The organism is Streptomyces sp. NPDC104381 (genome assembly GCF_055583745.1).
Window position 1 is genome coordinate 260,632 of the sequence record NZ_JBVJNK010000006.1, and the last position, 17,704, is coordinate 278,335.

Genomic DNA, 17,704 nt, shown 5'->3' on the forward strand with positions numbered 1-17,704 from the left:
GGCTATCGGTCGGATCCGCTCATGCCACGCGGGGGTGCGGTGAGCCGCGCCGCGCGGCCCCCAGGAGGCCCCGTACGGAGGCCGCCGCGCCCAGCGCGAGGAGACCCGCGGCGACCGAGATGCCGAGTACTCCGTTGAGGGGGAGCGCGATGCCGATGGCGCCGCCCACCACCCAGGACATCTGGAGCAGCGTCTCGGACCGGGCGAAGGCCGACGTACGCACCTCCTCCGGCACATCGCGCTGGATCATCGCGTCCAGCGACAGCTTCGACAGGGCCTGGGTGAACCCGGCGACCCCGGTGAGGGCGGCGACCATCACCGTGCTGAAGAACACCGCGGTGAGCACGGCGACCCCCAGGGCGAGCCCCAGCACCGTTGCGACGATCACCTCGGGGCCGCGCGCCCTGAGCCAGGAGCCCACCGCCGTGCCACAGGCGTTCCCGGCGCCCGCCGCCACCCCGACGATGCCGAGGGAGACGGCGGCGCTCTGCCCCGCCAGCGGGTGCTCGCGCAGCAGGAACGCCAGGAAGAAGATGAGGAAGCCGGAGAGCGCGCGGTGCGCGGCGTTCGCCTGGAGGCCGTGCAGGACGGACGGCCCGACGGACCGCAGCCCCGGTGGCTTCTCCCGCCCGTTCCGCCTCCTCGCGGCCCATGTGCTGCCGGTCCTGCCGCCCCTGGCGCCCTTCGAGGTGCTGACGCGGACGGGCGGCGGAGCGGCCGGCTCCCCGTGCGGGACGACGAGCCGGGCCTTGCGCTCACCCTTCGCGGAGTCGACCTTGTGGGGCAGGGTGAAGGCGAGGACGGTCCCGCCGAGGAAGATCGCGCAGGCGCCGTAGAGCGGCCAGGGGGACCCGATGCTCTGGAGCCCCGCCCCGATCGGCGCCGCGACACCGGTGGCCAGCAGCCCGGCCAGGGTGACCCGCGAATTGGCCTTCACCAGGGAGAAGCGCGGCGGCAGGAGCCGGGGCACCACGGCGCTGCGCACCACCCCGTACGCCTTCGAGCAGACCAGGACGCCCAGGGCCGCCGGATAGAGCTCGAGGCCGCCCGTGGCCACCGCGCCGGACATCGTGATCGCGAGCACCGCCCGGGCGAACATCGCACCGGCCATCGCGGCGCGGCGGCCGTGCGGCAGCCGGTCCAGGAGCGGGCCGACCACCGGGGCGAGCAGCGTGAAGGGCGCCATGGTGACGGCGAGGTAGAGGGCGACGCGCCCGCGCGCCTCGTCCGTCGGTACGGAGAAGAAGACCGTGGAGGCCAGCGCCACGGTGATCATGACGTCCCCGGCGCCATTGACCGCGTGCAGCTCGATCAGCTTGCCGAGGCCGGACTCGCCCGCCCCATGCGCGTGGGTCGCCTTCCTGATGCCCCGCGCGGTGCCCGTGAACGGGGCCCGCAGGGCACGGGCCATCGCCCGGCCCGCCCTGCGGAGCGGACCGGATCCGTCGGACGACCTGGCGGCGGCCACGTGGTCATAGTGCCCCACCCCCCGCCGTCACGAACCCATGATCGGGCCGGGGCGCGGCGGCGTCCGCTCCGTCGGGTGAGTCGGCCCCGGCCGGGAAATGGCCGGTACGCGCCTCCCCGGGCCGGGGCGGTCGCGCGCCGCGTCCGGCCGCCGGCCACCGCCGGTCCACAAGGGTTCCGGTCCTGTTTGGGACGGGCAGGTGGGCGCGGAGCGGCGGAGAGGGTAGCGTGCACTCACGCGCCACCGGCGGTTGTTCTTGGCCGCGCGCCTCTCCGCGATCCCGCAGAATGGGTGGCAGAAGGCGCGCCCGAGGCAGGCACAACGGGTGTGGACGTCGACGCGGCCCCCAGGTCCGCTCCGCCCACAACTGTCATGGCCGAAATCGGACATCGATGGAGCTGCTGGCGCGCTCGTGAGACGGCGTATGGAGAGAAGCGAGACCTGTGAGTGCTGCGACGACGCGAAGCCGTACGGCCCGTACCCCCGCCCCTGACCGTCTGTGCGCCGAGGCGGTAGACCTCGCACGCGCGGCGGCGGAAGAGGCCGCCGCGCCAGGAGTGGTGGGTGAGCACGTGGCCCTGGTCTCCGAGGGGGACCGGGTCGTCACGCACTACTTCGAGTCCAAGGAGCCCGGCTACCGGGGCTGGCGCTGGGCGGTGACGGTCGCCAGGGCCTCCCGCGCCAAGAACGTCACCCTTGACGAAACGGTGCTGCTCCCCGGGTCCGACGCCCTCCTCGCCCCGGAGTGGGTGCCCTGGAGCGAGCGGCTGCGGCCCGGCGACATGGGCCCGGGCGACCTGCTGCCCACCGAGGCGGAGGACCCGCGCCTGGAGCCCGGCTGGACGGGCGAGGACGAGCCCCCGCCGAACTCCCCGGTCTCCGAGGTGTCCGAGGAGCTCGCCGCCCTCGCCGACTCCGAGGACGCGGAGCTGACGACGCGGCCCGGCACGAGCCGCGGCTCGATCGCCGCGGTCGCGGACGAGCTCGGCACCCGGCGTGCGCGGGTGCTGTCCCGGTACGGGCTGCGGCTCGCGGCGGACCGCTGGGACGAGGAGTTCGGCGCGCGGACGCCCATGGCGCAGGCCGCGCCCGCCTCCTGCGTCACCTGTGCGTTCCTGGTGCCGATGGCGGGCTCGCTGAAGCAGGCCTTCGGGGTCTGCGCGAACGAGTTCGCCCCGGCGGACGGCCGGGTGGTCTCCCTGGCGTACGGCTGCGGCGGGCACTCCGAGGCGGCGGTCATGCCGAAGCCTCCGAAGCCCGCCCCGCACGCGCTGGACACGATGCGGGTGGACGACTACTCCCTGCGTCCGGCCGAGGACTCCGGCTCGGTCCCGGACCGGCCGGACGGCTCCACGGACGACCTCGGCCACTCCTGACGCTCCTGCCCCCCCGGACGCCCGGGCTCGCGATGCCCGGGCATCGCGGGGCCCCGGCGGCCGGCTGGTCCTGGGGGCTTCACGGGCGCGGTACCTTCGGGCGCACACTGGGCGGCAGGGTCACCGGAAGAGCGGAGTACGAGCGTGAGCATGAATGCGACCGAGGGGGCCGATCCGTTCGGGACGGCGCGACTGCGGCGCGGCGTGCTCGACGCCTGGGGCGCGGGTCCCGCCCGCTTCCGTGAGGACGCCAACGCCGAGGAGGACCTCGCGCTGGGCGGCTACCGCGACCGGCTGGTCGTCGAGCTCGCCCAGAACGCCGCCGACGCCGCCGCCCGCGCCGGTGTCCCCGGCCGGCTCCGCCTCACCCTGCACGAGGCGGGTGACGGCCCCGCCGTCCTGGCCGCCGCCAACAACGGCGCCCCCCTCGACGCCACCGGTGTCGAGTCGCTGAGCACCCTGCGGGCGTCCGCCAAGCGTGAGGGCCACGAGACGTCCGTCGGCCGCTTCGGCGTGGGTTTCGCCGCCGTGCTGGCCGTCAGCGACGAGCCCGCCGTGATCGGCCGGCACGGCGGTGTCCGCTGGTCCCTCGCGGAGGCCCGTGACCTCGCGCGGCAGGCGGCCGTCGGCAGCCCCGGCCTCGGCGACGAGCTGCGCCGCCGCGACGGACACGTACCGCTGCTCAGGCTGCCGCTGCCCGCCGAGGGCACCGCGCCCGACGGGTACGACACCGTCGTCGTCCTGCCGCTCCGCGACGGCGTCGCCGAGGACCTCGTGGGCAGGCTGCTCGACGGGGTCGACGACGCGCTGCTCCTGACGCTGCCCGGCCTCGACGAGGTCGTCATCGAAACCCCCGACGGCGTACGGACGTTGCGGCGCTCGCAGCACGGCCCCTACACGCACGTCGACGACTCCGCGCACGGTGCGCACCGCTGGCGCACCGTCACCGCCCACGGCCCCGTCGAGCCCGCGCTGCTGGCCGACCGGCCCGTCGAGGAACGCCTGCGGCCGCACTGGTCGGTGACGTGGGCCGTGCCCGTCGGCGAGGACGGGGCGCCCCAGCACCCCCGTACGGCGCCCGTCGTGCACGCGCCCACCCCCACCGACGAGCCCCTCGGCGTCCCCGCGCTGCTCATCGCCTCGCTGCCGCTGGACACCACCCGCAGGCACCCCGCGCCGGGCCCGCTGACCGACTTCCTGGTGCAGCGCGCGGCCGACGCGTACGCCGAGCTGCTCGCCGGCTGGGAGCCCGTCTCCGTCGCCACGATCTCGCTGGTGCCGGCCGTGCTCGGCAAGGGACAGCTCGACGGCGCGCTGCGGGCCGCGATCCTGGAGCGGCTGCCCCGGATCGCGTTCCTGGAGCCCGCCGCGCCCCGGGACCCCGCCGAGGCGGCGGCCCAGTGGGACGACTGGGACGGTGCCGGGACTCCCGCCCCGGGGACGACCGCGCTGCGGCCCGTCGAGGCCGAGGTGGTCGAGGGCGTCGGCGACCGGACCGTACGGGTCCTCGCCGAGGTCCTTCCCTGTCTGCTGCCCGCCGGCCTGGAGCGCCGCGTCGAGCTGCGTACGCTCGGGGTCGCCCGGGTCCCGCTGACCGAGGCCATCGACCGGCTGGCCGGCCTGGAGCGCGACCCGGACTGGTGGCGGCGGCTGTACGACAGCCTGGCCGGCGTCGACCCGGACCGGCTCTCCGGACTGCCCGTGCCCCTCGCGGGCCCCGCCGACGAGCCGCCCCGCACCACCATCGGCCCCCGGCAGGTCCTCCTGCCGCTGCCGGACGCGCTGACCTCGCCGGTCCTGGACCGGCTGGCCAGGCTCGGGCTGAAGGTGGCCCACCCGGACGCCGCCCACCCCCTCCTGGAGAAGCTCGGCGCGCTGCCCGCCACCCCCCGGGCCGTCCTGACGACCCCGCAGGTCCGGGCCGCCGTCGCGGGTTCGCTGGACGCCGGCGAGATCTGGGACGAGGACGCGCTGGACGGGGACGAGCTCGCCGACACCGTCCTCACGCTCGTACGCGACGCGGACCTCGCGCCCGGCGACGAACCCTGGCTGGGCGCGCTCGCCCTGCCCGACGAGGACGGCGAGCCCGCGCCCGCCGGTGAACTCGTCCTGCCGGACAGCCCGTTCGCCCAGGTCATGCGCGAGGGCGAACTCGCCCTGTGCGACGCCGAGCTGGCCGGGCGCTGGGGCGAACAGCCGCTGACCGCCTGCGGGGTGCTGGCCACCTTCGCCCTCGTACGGGCCACCGACGTCGTCCTGGACCCGGACGAACTGGAGCCCCGCGACAGCGACTTCGCCGAGCCCGACGACGCCGGACTGCTCGACGCCGTCGACGTGTGGTGCGAGGACGTCCTGGACCAGCTCCCGGACACCCCCGTCCCGCCGGTCGCCACCGAGCTCGTCGCCGTACGCGACCTGGACCTCGTCGACGACGACGCCTGGCCGCAGGCGCTGGCGATGCTCGCCAGGCCGCCGCTGCGCGACGCCCTGACCCAGCCCGTGCGCGTCCTGCTCCCGGACGGCACCACGCAATCCGTGCGGCCCTACACCGCGTGGTGGCTGCGCGACCACCCCGTGCTCGACGGCCGCCGCCCGGCCGGTCTGCGCGCGGCGGGCGGCGACCCGCGCCTGGCCGGTCTGTACGACTCCGCCGACGCGACCGGCTTCGACGACGCGCAGGTGCTGCGCGCCCTCGGCGTGCGGACCTCGGTGGCCGCGCTCCTGGACGAGCCCGGCGGGGCGGCCGAACTGCTGGGCCGGCTCGCCGACGAGGAGCGTCCCGTCGGCCCCGTACAACTGCACTCGCTGTACACGGCGCTCGCCGAGCTGGACCCCGAACAGGTCACGCTGCCGGACGAGTTGCGGGCCGTCGTGGACGACGAGGTGCGGGTCGCCGACGCGGCGGACGTCGTGATCGCCGACGCGCCCGACCTGCTGCCGCTGACCGGCGGGCTCCCGCTGCTCCCGGTGGCCCCGGCGCGGGCGGCGGAGCTGGCGGACCTGCTCCAGGTGCGGCGGCTGGGCGAGACCGTCGAGGCCGTGGTCACGACGGAGGGCGAGGAGCACGAGGTGCCGGAGTCCGTGCGGATCCTGCTCGGCGCCGGGACCCCGGACAGCTACGTCGAGCACAGCGAGCTGCGGGCGGGCGGCGTCGAGCTGGACTGGCGCCGCACCCCGGACGGCGTGGTCCACGCGTCGACGGTGGAGGGTGTCGCGGCCGGCCTCGCCTGGGCGGCGGGCCAGTGGCCGCGCCGCTTCGAGGTGGCCGCGCTGCTGGAGGACCCGTCCCGCACGGAGGAGCTGGCCCGGGACCGCTGGTTCGACTGAGCGGCTGCCGGGACGGCGGCCCGCCGCGTCACAGCTCGTCGACGTACCGCTTCGCGACGACCAGTGAGGCGAGCGGGTGGTCCTCCCGGACGGCCTTGACCGCCGCGACGTCCCCCCGGGCGTCGCGTACGGAGCGGACCCTGTCCTCGTCGACCAGGCGGCGGAAGCCCTCGTAGCTCCCGTAGCGGTCCTGGAACGCGCGCTTGCGTCTGCGGGTGGCGCGTTCGCCGGCGATGCCCAGCGCTCCCGCGATCACGACCGCGACGGCTCCGATGATCAGGTCGGTCATCCGTGTCCCCCACTCTGTTCCGGAAGGCGCGACCGGGTGGCCGTGTGCCCGTACCACGCAGAGGTGTTGATACCCGCCCGGGTCGCCGAGCCCGTGTGATCTTCACAATAAACACACGACATGGGCACAACCATTCACAGGCGGCCGCAGTCTGATCGTGCGAGTCACCAGACTCACTGACCAGTTGGGACCTGCCGGGGACACCACCTCGACGGGTCCCCGGCTCCACAGGGGACCACATGCGTATTCGTGCCACCGTCGCCGCAGTTTCCGGCGCCCTGGCCCTGTCCGCTCTCGCCGTTCCGGCGGCTCAGGCGGCCGACAAGGACGTCCCGAGCCTGGAGCGGCCCACCGCCGCCGACGTCTTCGGCACCGGCGCCCGGGCCCCGCGCGCCGCGGCGCGCGCCGCCGTGACGACCCCGGTCATCTCCAAGGTCGTCATCAACGGCGGCAAGGACATCGTCGTCGGCACCACGGCCGCGAAGAAGATCACCGTCTCCGTCACCGCCTCCCACCCGTCCGGCATCGTCGACGGCTACATCGACCTGTGGCACGGCACGAACGTGGACTCCGGTCTCGACGGCGTGCTGCTGCCGAACGAGGACGCGGCGTCCTGCAAGAACGTCAACGCCACGACCGCCACCTGCACCATGACGATCACGGCCTACCCGGGCTACGACCTCTACAAGAACGCGCTGGCCGGCACCTGGAAGGTCACCGCGGGCGCGCTCGCCGGCGACCAGAGCGTCGCGTGGAACGACTACCAGTCCACGGCCCGCGTCCAGCGCCTCTCCAAGCTGACCGTCAACGCCGCCCCGGAGCCCGTCAAGAAGGGCAAGACCCTCACGGTCACCGGCAAGCTGTCGCGCGCCAACTGGGAGACCGGCACCTACAAGGGCTACACCGTGCAGCCCGTCAAGCTGCAGTTCCGCAAGAAGACCAGCAGCACCTACACCACCGTCAAGACCATCAAGTCGAACAGCACGGGCGCGCTGAAGACCACGGTCAAGGCCTCGGTGGACGGCTACTGGCGCTACAGCTACGCCGGCACCTCGACCACCCCGGCCGTCACGACCGCGGGTGACTTCGTCGACGTGAAGTAGCCCCGGCAGCTCTCACGAGCGGAAGCGGCGGCCGACCAGGCGCCAGGCCACCTCCAGGACGGCCGCCGCGACCACCGAGATGCCCACCGCGGTCCAGGGCATCGTGACCCCGACCAGCTTCAGCGCGAAGAAGTCCTGGAGCCAGGGCACCGCGAGCACCACGAGGAAGCACAGGCCCATCGCCGCCACCAGGCACACCCGCCACCAGGTGTACGGACGGGCGATGATCGCCAGGACCCACATGGAGACCAGGAACAGGGTGAGGGTCGCCGCGCTCGTCTCCGCGTCGAGCGCGCCCGGACCGGAGTAGGCGTGCCGGGCGATCAGATACGTGGCGAAGGTGGCCGCCGCCGCGATCACCCCGGACGGGATCGCGTACCGCATGACACGGCGTACGAAGTGCGGCTGGGCCCGCTCCTTGTTGGGGGCGAGCGCCAGGAAGAACGCCGGTACGCCGATGGTCAGCGTGGACAGCAGCGTGAGGTGGCGCGGCAGGAACGGGTACTCCACCTGGAAGCAGACCACCAGCACCGCCAGCAGCACCGAGTAGACGGTCTTCGTCAGGAACAGGGTGGCGACCCGGGTGATGTTGCCGATGACCCGCCGCCCCTCCGCGACGACCGACGGCAGGGTCGCGAAACTGTTGTCCAGCAGCACGATCTGGGCCACCGCGCGGGTCGCCTCGGAGCCCGAGCCCATCGAGACCCCGATGTCGGCGTCCTTGAGCGCGAGCACGTCGTTGACACCGTCCCCGGTCATCGCGACCGTGTGACCGCGTGACTGGAGGGCCGCGACCATCTCCCGCTTCTGCTGCGGGGTGACCCGGCCGAAGACCGCGTTCCGCTCGATCTCCGAGGCCATGGCGTCGGAGTCCCCGGGCAGCCGGCGGGCGTCCAGGGGGTGCTCGGCGCCCGGCATCCCCAGCTTCTGGGCCACCGCGCCGACCGAGACGGCGTTGTCGCCGGAGATGACCTTCGCGTCGACGTCCTGGTCGTCGAAGTACGCCAGGGTCTCCCCGGCGTCCGGCCGCAGCCGCTGCTCCAGGACGACCAGGGCGGCGGGTTCGGCAGCGGAGGCGGCGTCGGGGGCGTCCAGCTCGCCCGGCACCCGGGCGAGGAGCAGGACCCGCAGCCCCTGCTCGTTGAGGTGACCGGTCTCGGCGAGGGCCGGGTCGTCGGCGGCCAGCAGCACGTCGGGGGCGCCGAGGAGCCACGCGGACGCGCCGCCGCCGGACTCGGTGAAGGCGGCGCCGCTGTACTTGCGGGCCGAGGAGAACGGCAGGGTCCGGCCGACGTCCCAGCCCCCGCCGTCCGGGTAGGCGTCGATGATGGCCTGGAGGCTGGCGTTGGGCCGGGGGTCGGAGGCCCCGAAGGCACCCAGGACACGGTGCACGTACGCCTCGTCGGAGCCGTTCAGCGGGCGGACCTCGGTGACGTCCATGCCGCCCTCGGTGAGGGTGCCGGTCTTGTCCAGGCAGACGACGTCGACCCGGGCCAGCCCCTCGATGGCGGGCAGCTCCTGCACGAGGCACTGCTTGCGGCCGAGCCGGATCACGCCGATCGCGAAGGCGACCGAGGTGAGCAGGACCAGGCCCTCGGGAATCATCGGGACGATGCCGCCGACCGTGCGCGCCACCGACTCCTTGAAGGCGTTCTCCTTGACGACCAGCTGGCTGATGACGAGCCCGATCGCCGTCGGCACCATCATCCAGGTCACGTACTTGAGGATCGTGCTGATGCCGCTGCGGAGCTCGGACCGTACGAGGGTGAAGCGGGACGCCTCCTCGGCGAGCTGGGCGGCGTAGGCCTCACGGCCGACCCTGGTGGCGGTGAACGCCCCGCCTCCGGCGACGACGAAGCTGCCCGACATCACCGGATCACCGGGCCGCTTGACCACGGGGTCGGCCTCGCCGGTCAGCAGCGACTCGTCGATCTCCAGGCTGTCGGCCTCGGCGACCGTGCCGTCGACGACGACCTTGTCCCCGGGGCCCAGCTCCACCAGGTCGCCGAGGACGATCTCCGAGACGGAGACCTCGGCGGAGGTCCCGTCGCGCCGTACGGTCGGTTTCGCCTCGCCGATCACCGCCAGGCTGTCCAGGGTCTTCTTGGCGCGCCACTCCTGGACGATGCCGATCCCGGTGTTGGCGATGATCACGAAGCCGAAGAGGCTGTCCTGGATCGGCGCGACGAACAGCATGATCACCCAGAGCACGCCGATGATCAGGTTGAACCGGGTGAGGACGTTCGCTCGGACGATCTCGGTGACGGAGCGGGACGAGCGGACCGGTACGTCGTTGACCTCGCCGCGCGCGACCCGCTCGGCGACCTCGGCGGTGGTCAGCCCGCCCGGTGGCGCGGGCGCCGGCGAGGTCCGTACGGGGTCCGGCTGCTCACCGGAGGAATCGAGTGCCCGCTGCGTCATGATTCCGACCGTACGGGCGGAAGGGAGGGTTCACCCGCTGGGAGCAGCAAGTTCCGACCGGGGGAGGACCGGAATGGTCCCACGGTCGTACGCGCGGTGGATCAGGGGCGGCCCGGGATCAGTGGTGCGCGCCGTCGGGCGCGGACTCCTCGGCGGCGGCCCGCGCGGCGGCCCGCTTGAGCGCCGCGTCGCGCCCCCGGACGTACCAGATGCCGATCAGGCCGAGCCCGGCGCCGGCCAGGCAGACCCAGATCCACCAGGCGTGGCCCCGGTCGTCGAACCAGCCGTAGAAGGGGACCTGCACGAGGAAGAGGACGAACCAGAGGATCGTGCCGCCGGTGATGGTGGCGACGACGGGACCCTCCAGGGGCTCCGGTGCCTCGTGTTTCGGTGTCCACTTCTCCATGCGATCAGTCTACGGGCTGCGCTGCGGGCCAGTCGGCCCAAGGATCTACGCGCGGAGATAGCGATCTTCCCCTTATGTATTCATACTGAATCCGGTTGTGGATGACTCGAATTATTCGTGTGAACATCCAAATCTGACTACTTTCATCCCCCCGATGCACGACTGAAGGTCATACATGTCCTCCTCGGCCACCGCTCCGGTCGATCAGCCTCCGACGCCGCAGCAGCCGCACGGCGTCGTCGATCGTTACTTCAAGATCTCCGAGCGGGGGTCGACGGTCGCGCGCGAGGTCCGTGGTGGCTTCGCCACGTTCTTCGCGATGGCGTACATCATCGTGCTCAACCCGATCATCCTCGGCAGCGCGAAGGACATGTACGGGCACCAGCTCGACGGTGGCCAGCTCGTCACGGCCACCGTGCTCGCGGCCGCGTTCTCCACGCTCCTGATGGGTGTCATCGGCAACGTGCCGATCGCGCTCGCCGCCGGTCTCGGCGTCAACACCGTCGTCGCCCTCCAGCTCGCCCCCCGGATGAGCTGGCCCGACGCGATGGGCATGGTCGTCCTCGCGGGCATCGTCGTGATGCTCCTCGTCGCGACCGGGCTGCGCGAACGCGTCATGAACGCCGTGCCGCGCTCGCTCCGCAAGGGCATCGCGATGGGCATCGGCCTCTTCGTGCTCCTGGTCGGCCTGGTCGACTCCGGCTTCGTCTCCCGCATCCCGGACGCCGCGCACACCACCGTGCCGCTGCAGCTCGGCAACGACGGCCACCTCAACGGCTGGCCCGTCCTGGTCTTCATCCTGGGCACGCTGCTGACCCTCGCGCTGATCGTCCGCAAGGTGCCGGGCGCGATCCTGCTCTCCATCGTCGTCATGACGGTCCTGGCCCTGGTCATCGACGCGGTCGCCGACCTGCCGGCGGGTGCCTGGGGGCTGACCGTCCCCGAGTGGCCCGGCAATCCGGTGGCCTCACCGGACTTCGGCCTGATCGGCCAGGTCAGCCTGTTCGGCGGCTTCGGGAAGGTCGGCATCCTGACCGGCGTCCTCTTCGTCTTCACCGTCCTGCTGTCCTGCTTCTTCGACGCGATGGGCACCATCCTCGGCGTCGGCGACGAGGCCAAGCTGATGGACAAGGACGGCAACTTCCCGGGGATCAACCGGGTCCTGCTGGTCGACGGTGTCGCCGTCGCCGCGGGCGGTGTGAGCTCCTCCTCCGCCTCGACGTGCTTCGTCGAGTCCACGGCGGGTGTCGGCGAAGGCGCCCGTACCGGCCTGGCGAGCGTGGTGAGCGGGCTGCTCTTCTCGGTGGCGCTGCTCCTGACGCCGCTGGCGACGATGGTCCCCTCGCAGGCGGCCACCCCGGCGCTGATCGCGGTCGGGTTCCTGATCCTCGCGGGCAATGTGCGGGACGTCGACTGGAGCGACTACACGCTCGCCATCCCGGCCTTCATGGCCATGCTGATGATGCCGCTCACGTACTCGATCACCAACGGCATCGGCATCGGCTGCATCGCCTTCAGCGTGATGCGCCTGGCCGCGGGCCGCGGCCGGGAGGTCCCGGTGGCCATGTACGTGGTCTCCGCGGTCTTCGTCTTCTACTACGCGATGCCGGCGCTCGGCCTCACGTAGGCGCGCACGCGCACCGTCCTCACCCCTGCGGGGCGGACGCCCGTCAGGTGACCCGGTCGGCCGGGTCCGGATGACGGGTGTCCGCCCCGTAGAACTTCTCCGTCTCGTCGACGGCCGCGTGGAAGCGCTCGTCGAAATCGTCGCGTACGAGCGTCCGGACCACGTAGTCCTGGACGCTCATGCCGCGTCTGGCGGCGTGCTGGCGGAGCCGGTCGAGCAGCTCACCGTCTATGCGCAGGCTGAGCACTGTCGATCCCATGCCAAGCAGGGTCGCGGCACACGCGGCCTTTTCGCGGGTCTTTCCGCCTCATACTCACTCGTTCGGGTGATCAGTTTCTCGCGCGTGTACCACCGGCTGGTATTTAGCATGGCTAATGAGTTACGCTAATGACCATGCCTGACCTGATCCACGACGGTGACAGTGCCGCCGCCGTGAGCTCCCTTCGCTCCGCCGTGATGCTGCTGGGCCGTCGTCTGAAGCACCAGCGCGTCGACGAGTCGCTGAGCCCCACCGAGATGTCGGTGCTCGGCACGCTCGCCCGCTGCGGTTCCGCCACCCCCGGTGAGCTGGCCCGCAAGGAGCACGTGCAGCCGCCGTCGATGACCCGCATCGTCGCGCTGCTGGAAGCGAAGGGTCTGGTCAGACTGGAACCGCACCCCGATGACCGTCGGCAGAAGATGGTCAGCCGGACCGAGCAGGCGGAAGCCATGCTCGCCGAGAGCCGCGACAAGCGGAACGCCTGGCTGGCCAACCTCGCCGAGGGCCTGGACGAGGACGAGTGGGACAAGCTGCGGGCCGCCGCGCCCGTGCTGGAGAAGCTCGCCCACCTGTGACCCCGACGGGCGCCGTCGGACCCCGCGAGGGTCCCGCAGCGCCCGCGGTCACGTCCCCGTCAGTGAGCACGCCGTATACGCCCGAGGAGGCGACTTCTTTTGAGTACGGGATCCGGAGCAGACTCCGCCCCCGCACCGACTTCCACCCACGAGAGCAAGACCGGCGGGACCTTCTCGTCGCTGAAGATCCGCAACTACCGCCTGTTCGCCACGGGCGCCGTGATCTCCAACACCGGTACCTGGATGTCCCGCATCACGCAGGACTGGCTCGTCCTGAGCCTCACCGGGTCCGCCGCGGCCGTCGGTATCACCACGGCCCTCCAGTTCCTCCCGATGCTGCTCTTCGGCCTGTACGGCGGTGTCATCGCCGACCGGCTCCCGAAGCGGCGTCTCCTGCTCATCAGCCAGGCAGCGCTCGGCCTGTGCGGCGTCGCACTCGCCGTCCTGACCCTCTCCGGCGTCGTCGAGGTCTGGCACGTCTACCTGATCGCGTTCCTGCTCGGCATGGTGACCGTCGTCGACAACCCGGCGCGCCAGTCGTTCGTCTCCGAGATGGTCGGCCCCGCGCAGCTGCGCAACGCCGTCAGCCTGAACTCGGCGAACTTCCAGTCCGCCCGGCTCATCGGCCCCGCCGTCGCGGGTGTCCTGATCACGACGGTCGGCAGCGGCTGGGCGTTCATGTTCAACGGGCTGTCCTTCATCGCGCCGCTCGTCGGCCTGATGATGATGCGTACGAGCGAGCTCCACGCGTCCGTCACCGTCAAGCGCGCCAAGGGCCAGCTCCGTGACGGCCTGCGCTACGTCTCCGGCCGGCCCGAGCTGATCTGGCCGATCGTCCTGGTCGGTTTCGTCGGCACCTTCGGGTTCAACTTCCCGATCTTCCTGACGGCCTTCGCCGACGAGGTCTTCCACGGCGGCGCGGGGATGTACTCGTTCTTCAACATCCTGATGGCGGCCGGCTCCCTCGCCGGGGCCCTCCTCGCCGCCCGGCGCCGCTCCTCGCGGCTGCGGATGCTGGTGGCCGCGGGCACCCTGTTCGGTCTGCTGGAGGTCGCCGCGTCCGTGTCGCCGTCCGTCTGGCTGTTCTCGCTGCTGCTGCTGCCGATCGGGATGATCGGACTGACGACCAACATCAGCGCCAACACGAGCGTCCAGATGGCCGCGGACCCCGCGATGCGGGGCCGGGTGATGAGCCTCTACATGATGGTCTTCGCCGGAGGCACCCCGGTGGGCGCCCCGATCGTCGGCTGGATCAGCGACACCTACGGTGCCCGGATCGGCATGGCGGCCGGAGGCGCGATCTCGATGGTCGCCGCGGTCGGCGTCGGCTTCATGCTGACCCGCGTCGGTGGCCTGCGCCTGAAGGTCGACCTGAGACCGGGCCGCCCGCACGTACGAATAGTTCCGCGCGAGCAGCTGGCCACGGCGGCCTGAGCCGACCCACGAGCGCTGCCCCTCCCCCGCGGGGGAGGGGCAGCGCTCTTCTGCCGGGCGCCGGAACGCTGGGACACTCGCCGCATGAGCAGCAGCCGCAGCCTCAGACTCTTCGCCGCCGTCCTGCCCCCGGAGCCCGTCGCCGACGAACTGGCCAGGGCCCTCGCCCCCCTGCACGCCATTCCCGGGGCCGTGGACCTCCGCTGGACCGCCCGGGCCGGCTGGCACTTCACGCTGGCCTTCCTCGGGGAGGTCGACGAGGCGCTGCTCCCGGAGCTGTACGTGCGGATGGAGCGGGCCGCACACCGCACCGCGCCCTTCCCGCTCCGGATCCACGGCGGCGGCCGGTTCGGCGGACGGGCGCTGTGGGCGGGGGCGGCGGGCGGCCTCGACACCCTGCGGCTGCTGGCGGCGCGGGCCCACGCCGCCGCGCGCAAGGCCGGTGTCCCGATGGAGGAGGAGCACCGCCGCCACGCCCCGCACCTCACCCTCGCCCGCAGCCGGGGCCACGCCGACCTGACCCCGTACACGGCGGCGCTGGAGGGGTTCGACAGCCGGGAGTGGGAGGTGGCCGAGTTCGGTCTCGTACGTAGCGGACCGCCGGCGGGCGGGGTGCCCGGGGAGCAGCCACGCTACGAAGTGGTGCGGGCCTGGCCGCGGACGGTGAGCGGGGCGGTTACGCTCGTCGGGTGGACCCGAAGACCAGAAACCGCATCATGGCCGCCGTACTCGTGCTGATGTTCATCGTCGTCGCGGCGGCGTCCGCCCTCGGGGGCTGAGCCCGCCGAGGACGCACGCACGCACGTCGGCTACCAGGCGAAGTTCTCCGGCGACGGGCCCGGGCCGGGGAAGATCTCGTCGAGGGCGGTCAGCACCTCGGACGACAGCTCCAGCTCCACCGCGCGCAGCGCCGAGTCGAGCTGCTCCCGGGTGCGCGGGCCGGAGATCGGTCCGGTGATGCCGGGCCGGGTGAGCAGCCATGCCAGGCCGACCTCGCCGGGCTCCAGGCCGTGCTTCTCCAGCAGGTCCTCGTACGCCTGGATCTGCGCCCGCTGCTTCGGGTCGGCGAGCGCCTCGCCGGAGCGGCCCGAGGTGGACCGGGCGCTGCCGCCCTCACGCTCCTTGCGGATCGCGCCGCTGAGCAGCCCGCCGTGCAGCGGCGACCACGGGATGACCCCGAGGCCGTACTCCTGGGCGGCCGGGATGACCTCCATCTCGGCGCCGCGCTGCATCAGGTTGTAGATGCACTGCTCGCTGACCAGGCCGTAGCTGCCCCGCTGGCGGGCCCGCTCGTTGGCCTGGGCGATCTTGTAGCCCGAGAAGTTGGACGAGCCCGCGTAGAGGATCTTGCCCTGCTGGATCAGTACGTCGATGGCCTGCCAGATCTCGTCGATCGGGGTGTCCCGGTCGACGTGGTGGAACTGGTACAGGTCGATGTGGTCCGTCTGGAGCCGCTTGAGGCTGGCGTCGACGGCGCGGCGGATGTTCACGGCGGACAGCTTGTCGTGGTTGGGCCACGCCTCGCCGTCGGCGGCCATGTTCCCGTAGACCTTGGTGGCGAGGACGACCTTGTCGCGGCGGTCGCCGCCCTGCGCGAACCAGGTGCCGAGGATCTCCTCGGTGCGGCCCTTGTTCTCACCCCAGCCGTAGACGTTCGCGGTGTCGAAGAAATTGACGCCGGCCTCCAGGGCGGCGTCCATGAGCGCGTGGCTGTCGCTCTCGTTGGTCTGGGGGCCGAAGTTCATCGTCCCCAGCACGAGGCGGCTGACCTTGAGTCCGGTGCGTCCGAGCTGCGTGTACTTCATGGACCCCAAGCCAACTCCTTCGAGCGCGCTCGAAGCAAGGTCCGCTTCAGGCGCGCCGGGCGAAACGGTCCAGCGCGGCCAGGACCTCACGGGTCGTCGCGGGGCCGCCGAGGTGGCCCGTGGCCTCGATGACCGTCAGCTCGGCGTCCGGCCAGGCCTTCGCCAGCTCCCAGGCCGTGGTCAGCGGGGAGCCCAGGTCGAAGCGGCCGTGCACCAGGACGCCGGGAATGCCCGCGAGGCGGCCGGCGTCGCGGATCAGCTGCCCCTCCTCCAGCCATGCGGCGTGCGAGAAGTAGTGCGCGCAGATACGGACCAGGGCGGGCCGGTCGCGGTCCGGGCGCCCGGCGTACGGCGCCGGGCCGGTGTGCGCCTCCATGGAGAGCACCGCGTCCTCCCAGGCGCACCAGTCGGCCGTGGCCCTCGCCCGTACCTCCGGGTCGGGGCTCTCCGTACGGCGTGCGTACGCCGTGAGGAGGTCCTGCGGCCCCTCGGCCTCCGGGACACCCGCCCGGAAACGGTCCCACGCCTCCGGGAAGATCTGCCCCGCTCCCCGGTACAGCCAGTCGATCTCGCTGCGCCGGGTCGTCGTCACCGCCGCGATCACGATCTCCGAGACGCGCTCCGGGTGCTGTTCGGCGTAGGCCAGGATCAGGGTGGAGCCCCACGAGCCGCCGTACAGCAGCCATCCGTCGATGCCGAGGTGGACGCGCAGGCGCTCCATGTCGGCGATCAGGTGCGCCGTCGTGTTGTGCCGCAGGTCGGTGGCGGGGTCGCTCGCGTGCGGGGTGGAGCGGCCGCAGTTGCGCTGGTCGAAGAGGACGACGCGGTAGCGGTCCGGGTCGAAGTACTGCCGGGGCCGCGCGGTGCTCCCCGAGCCGGGGCCGCCGTGGACGACGAGGGCGGGCTTGCCGGCCGGGTTGCCGCAGACCTCCCAGTACACGAGGTTGCCGTCACCGACGTCCAGCATCCCCTGGTCGTACGGTTCGACCGGCGGGTACGTGTCGTCGGGGTCACGGGGCATGGCGGCGGTCCCTCCTCGGGTCACCCCGTGACGGTGAACGGGGTGTCGGCCTGATTGTCGGTGTCCACATCATCGAGGCTGTACACGCGGAACACGGGTGTCTCCAGTCCGGTGCCCGTATCCCTGGGGACATGGACCTCGGCGGCGAAGCTCCCGTCGGGGCCGGCGGTGACATCGCGCAGATCCTTCTCGGCGTAGTCGCTGCCCCGGAAGACGATGCGGATCTGCTCGTCCGGGGCGAATCCGGTGGCCTTGAGCGTCACCACCGTTCCCTCCGGGGCCCGGTCGGGGACGGCGACCAGGCGCGGCCTGCCGTGCGGGGTCGCGGTCGCCGGATCGGCCGGCAGGGTCTGGAGCGGCGGGTCAGACGGGGTCGACGGGGCCGACGGGGTCGGGGACGGATCGGCGGAGGCGGAGGCCGTCGTCGACGTCCCCGACGGGCCGGCCGCCGACGCCGCGGGCGGGGACGGGTCCCCGCCGGACACCGCCACGGCGGCGATGACCGCGGCGATGATCGTCGCCGCCGCCGTGATCACGGCGGCGGTCACATGCCGGCCCTCACCCCGCGGGACCGGAGGGTGAGGGGGCGGCGG

General features: G+C 72.7%; 15 protein-coding genes. 7 read left to right on the forward strand and 8 right to left on the reverse strand.

What is annotated here, in order from left to right; all coding sequences use genetic code 11:
• Window positions 1–19: 19 nt before the first annotated feature.
• Window positions 20–1,468, reverse strand: a complete 1,449-nt coding sequence (locus tag ACZ607_RS22300; RefSeq protein ID WP_469737105.1) for an MFS transporter — start codon at window positions 1,466–1,468, stop codon at window positions 20–22.
• A 443-nt stretch (window positions 1,469–1,911) separates the two neighbouring features.
• On the opposite strand from ACZ607_RS22300, the gene ACZ607_RS22305 reads away from it, so the two are divergent.
• Together ACZ607_RS22305 and ACZ607_RS22310 are read left to right on the forward strand one after the other, a co-directional pair.
• Window positions 1,912–2,844: a DUF3027 domain-containing protein gene (locus ACZ607_RS22305; protein ID WP_469737107.1), complete on the forward strand. Its 933-nt coding sequence runs from the start codon at window positions 1,912–1,914 to the stop codon at window positions 2,842–2,844.
• 150 nt (window positions 2,845–2,994) lie between these two features.
• A complete protein-coding gene (locus ACZ607_RS22310; RefSeq protein ID WP_469737109.1) occupies window positions 2,995–6,171 on the forward strand; it encodes a sacsin N-terminal ATP-binding-like domain-containing protein in 3,177 nt (1,058 codons plus the stop codon).
• A 28-nt stretch (window positions 6,172–6,199) separates the two neighbouring features.
• Here ACZ607_RS22310 and ACZ607_RS22315 read toward each other — a convergent pair whose 3' ends face one another.
• Window positions 6,200–6,460, reverse strand: coding sequence for a hypothetical protein (locus tag ACZ607_RS22315; RefSeq protein WP_469737111.1), 261 nt, complete (start codon window positions 6,458–6,460; stop codon window positions 6,200–6,202).
• A gap of 239 nt (window positions 6,461–6,699) precedes the next feature.
• Here ACZ607_RS22315 and ACZ607_RS22320 point away from each other — a divergent pair, with 239 nt between their 5' ends.
• Window positions 6,700–7,563 carry a calcium-binding protein gene (locus ACZ607_RS22320; RefSeq protein WP_469737113.1) on the forward strand — a complete coding sequence of 288 codons (864 nt, stop codon included), beginning with the start codon at window positions 6,700–6,702 and terminating at the stop codon, window positions 7,561–7,563.
• 12 nt (window positions 7,564–7,575) lie between these two features.
• Here ACZ607_RS22320 and ACZ607_RS22325 read toward each other — a convergent pair whose 3' ends face one another.
• Both ACZ607_RS22325 and ACZ607_RS22330 read right to left on the reverse strand, forming a co-directional pair.
• The gene (locus tag ACZ607_RS22325) at window positions 7,576–9,984 is read right to left on the reverse strand and encodes an HAD-IC family P-type ATPase (protein ID WP_469737115.1); all 2,409 of its coding nucleotides are present in this window, start codon (window positions 9,982–9,984) and stop codon (window positions 7,576–7,578) included.
• A gap of 118 nt (window positions 9,985–10,102) precedes the next feature.
• Window positions 10,103–10,390 carry a DUF2530 domain-containing protein gene (locus ACZ607_RS22330; RefSeq protein ID WP_469737117.1) on the reverse strand — a complete coding sequence of 96 codons (288 nt, stop codon included), beginning with the start codon at window positions 10,388–10,390 and terminating at the stop codon, window positions 10,103–10,105.
• A 175-nt stretch (window positions 10,391–10,565) separates the two neighbouring features.
• Here ACZ607_RS22330 and ACZ607_RS22335 point away from each other — a divergent pair, with 175 nt between their 5' ends.
• Window positions 10,566–12,017, forward strand: coding sequence for an NCS2 family permease (locus tag ACZ607_RS22335; protein ID WP_469737119.1), 1,452 nt, complete (start codon window positions 10,566–10,568; stop codon window positions 12,015–12,017).
• Window positions 12,018–12,060: 43 nt separating this feature from the next.
• On the opposite strand, the gene ACZ607_RS22340 is transcribed toward ACZ607_RS22335, so the two are convergent.
• A complete protein-coding gene (locus ACZ607_RS22340) occupies window positions 12,061–12,276 on the reverse strand; it encodes a hypothetical protein (RefSeq protein WP_187327166.1) in 216 nt (71 codons plus the stop codon).
• Between the two features lie 134 nt (window positions 12,277–12,410).
• Between ACZ607_RS22340 and ACZ607_RS22345 the strand changes: the two genes are divergently transcribed.
• The 3 genes from ACZ607_RS22345 (at window position 12,411) to thpR (ending at window position 15,023) form a co-directional block, all read left to right on the forward strand.
• Window positions 12,411–12,851, forward strand: coding sequence for a MarR family winged helix-turn-helix transcriptional regulator (locus ACZ607_RS22345; protein ID WP_469737121.1), 441 nt, complete (start codon window positions 12,411–12,413; stop codon window positions 12,849–12,851).
• 99 nt (window positions 12,852–12,950) lie between these two features.
• On the forward strand, window positions 12,951–14,285 hold the full coding sequence (locus ACZ607_RS22350; protein ID WP_469737123.1) for an MFS transporter: 1,335 nt from the start codon (window positions 12,951–12,953) through the stop codon (window positions 14,283–14,285).
• An 84-nt stretch (window positions 14,286–14,369) separates the two neighbouring features.
• Window positions 14,370–15,023, forward strand: coding sequence for an RNA 2',3'-cyclic phosphodiesterase (thpR, locus tag ACZ607_RS22355; RefSeq protein ID WP_469737125.1), 654 nt, complete (start codon window positions 14,370–14,372; stop codon window positions 15,021–15,023).
• A 71-nt stretch (window positions 15,024–15,094) separates the two neighbouring features.
• On the opposite strand, the gene ACZ607_RS22360 is transcribed toward thpR, so the two are convergent.
• The 3 genes from ACZ607_RS22360 to ACZ607_RS22370 are packed head-to-tail and all read right to left on the reverse strand — an operon-like array spanning window position 15,095 to window position 17,659.
• Window positions 15,095–16,090: an aldo/keto reductase gene (locus ACZ607_RS22360; RefSeq protein ID WP_469737127.1), complete on the reverse strand. Its 996-nt coding sequence runs from the start codon at window positions 16,088–16,090 to the stop codon at window positions 15,095–15,097.
• Window positions 16,091–16,136: 46 nt separating this feature from the next.
• A complete protein-coding gene (pip, locus tag ACZ607_RS22365) occupies window positions 16,137–17,111 on the reverse strand; it encodes a prolyl aminopeptidase (protein WP_469737129.1) in 975 nt (324 codons plus the stop codon).
• Window positions 17,112–17,131: 20 nt separating this feature from the next.
• The gene (locus ACZ607_RS22370) at window positions 17,132–17,659 is read right to left on the reverse strand and encodes a hypothetical protein (protein ID WP_469737131.1); all 528 of its coding nucleotides are present in this window, start codon (window positions 17,657–17,659) and stop codon (window positions 17,132–17,134) included.
• Window positions 17,660–17,704 lie beyond the last annotated feature (45 nt).

Bases quoted from the DNA above. Each gene is read 5' to 3' on its own strand.
- pip (WP_469737129.1), bottom strand. From the start codon at position 17,111: ATGCCCCGTGACCCCGACGACACGTACCCGCCGGTCGAACCGTACGAC.
- ACZ607_RS22310 (WP_469737109.1), top strand. From the start codon at position 2,995: ATGAATGCGACCGAGGGGGCCGATCCGTTCGGGACGGCGCGACTGCGG.
- ACZ607_RS22330 (WP_469737117.1), bottom strand. From the start codon at position 10,390: ATGGAGAAGTGGACACCGAAACACGAGGCACCGGAGCCCCTGGAGGGT.
- ACZ607_RS22315 (WP_469737111.1), bottom strand. From the start codon at position 6,460: ATGACCGACCTGATCATCGGAGCCGTCGCGGTCGTGATCGCGGGAGCG.
- ACZ607_RS22320 (WP_469737113.1), top strand. From the start codon at position 6,700: ATGCGTATTCGTGCCACCGTCGCCGCAGTTTCCGGCGCCCTGGCCCTG.
- ACZ607_RS22335 (WP_469737119.1), top strand. From the start codon at position 10,566: ATGTCCTCCTCGGCCACCGCTCCGGTCGATCAGCCTCCGACGCCGCAG.
- ACZ607_RS22360 (WP_469737127.1), bottom strand. From the start codon at position 16,090: ATGAAGTACACGCAGCTCGGACGCACCGGACTCAAGGTCAGCCGCCTC.
- thpR (WP_469737125.1), top strand. From the start codon at position 14,370: ATGAGCAGCAGCCGCAGCCTCAGACTCTTCGCCGCCGTCCTGCCCCCG.
- ACZ607_RS22340 (WP_187327166.1), bottom strand. From the start codon at position 12,276: ATGGGATCGACAGTGCTCAGCCTGCGCATAGACGGTGAGCTGCTCGAC.
- ACZ607_RS22325 (WP_469737115.1), bottom strand. From the start codon at position 9,984: ATGACGCAGCGGGCACTCGATTCCTCCGGTGAGCAGCCGGACCCCGTA.
- ACZ607_RS22345 (WP_469737121.1), top strand. From the start codon at position 12,411: ATGCCTGACCTGATCCACGACGGTGACAGTGCCGCCGCCGTGAGCTCC.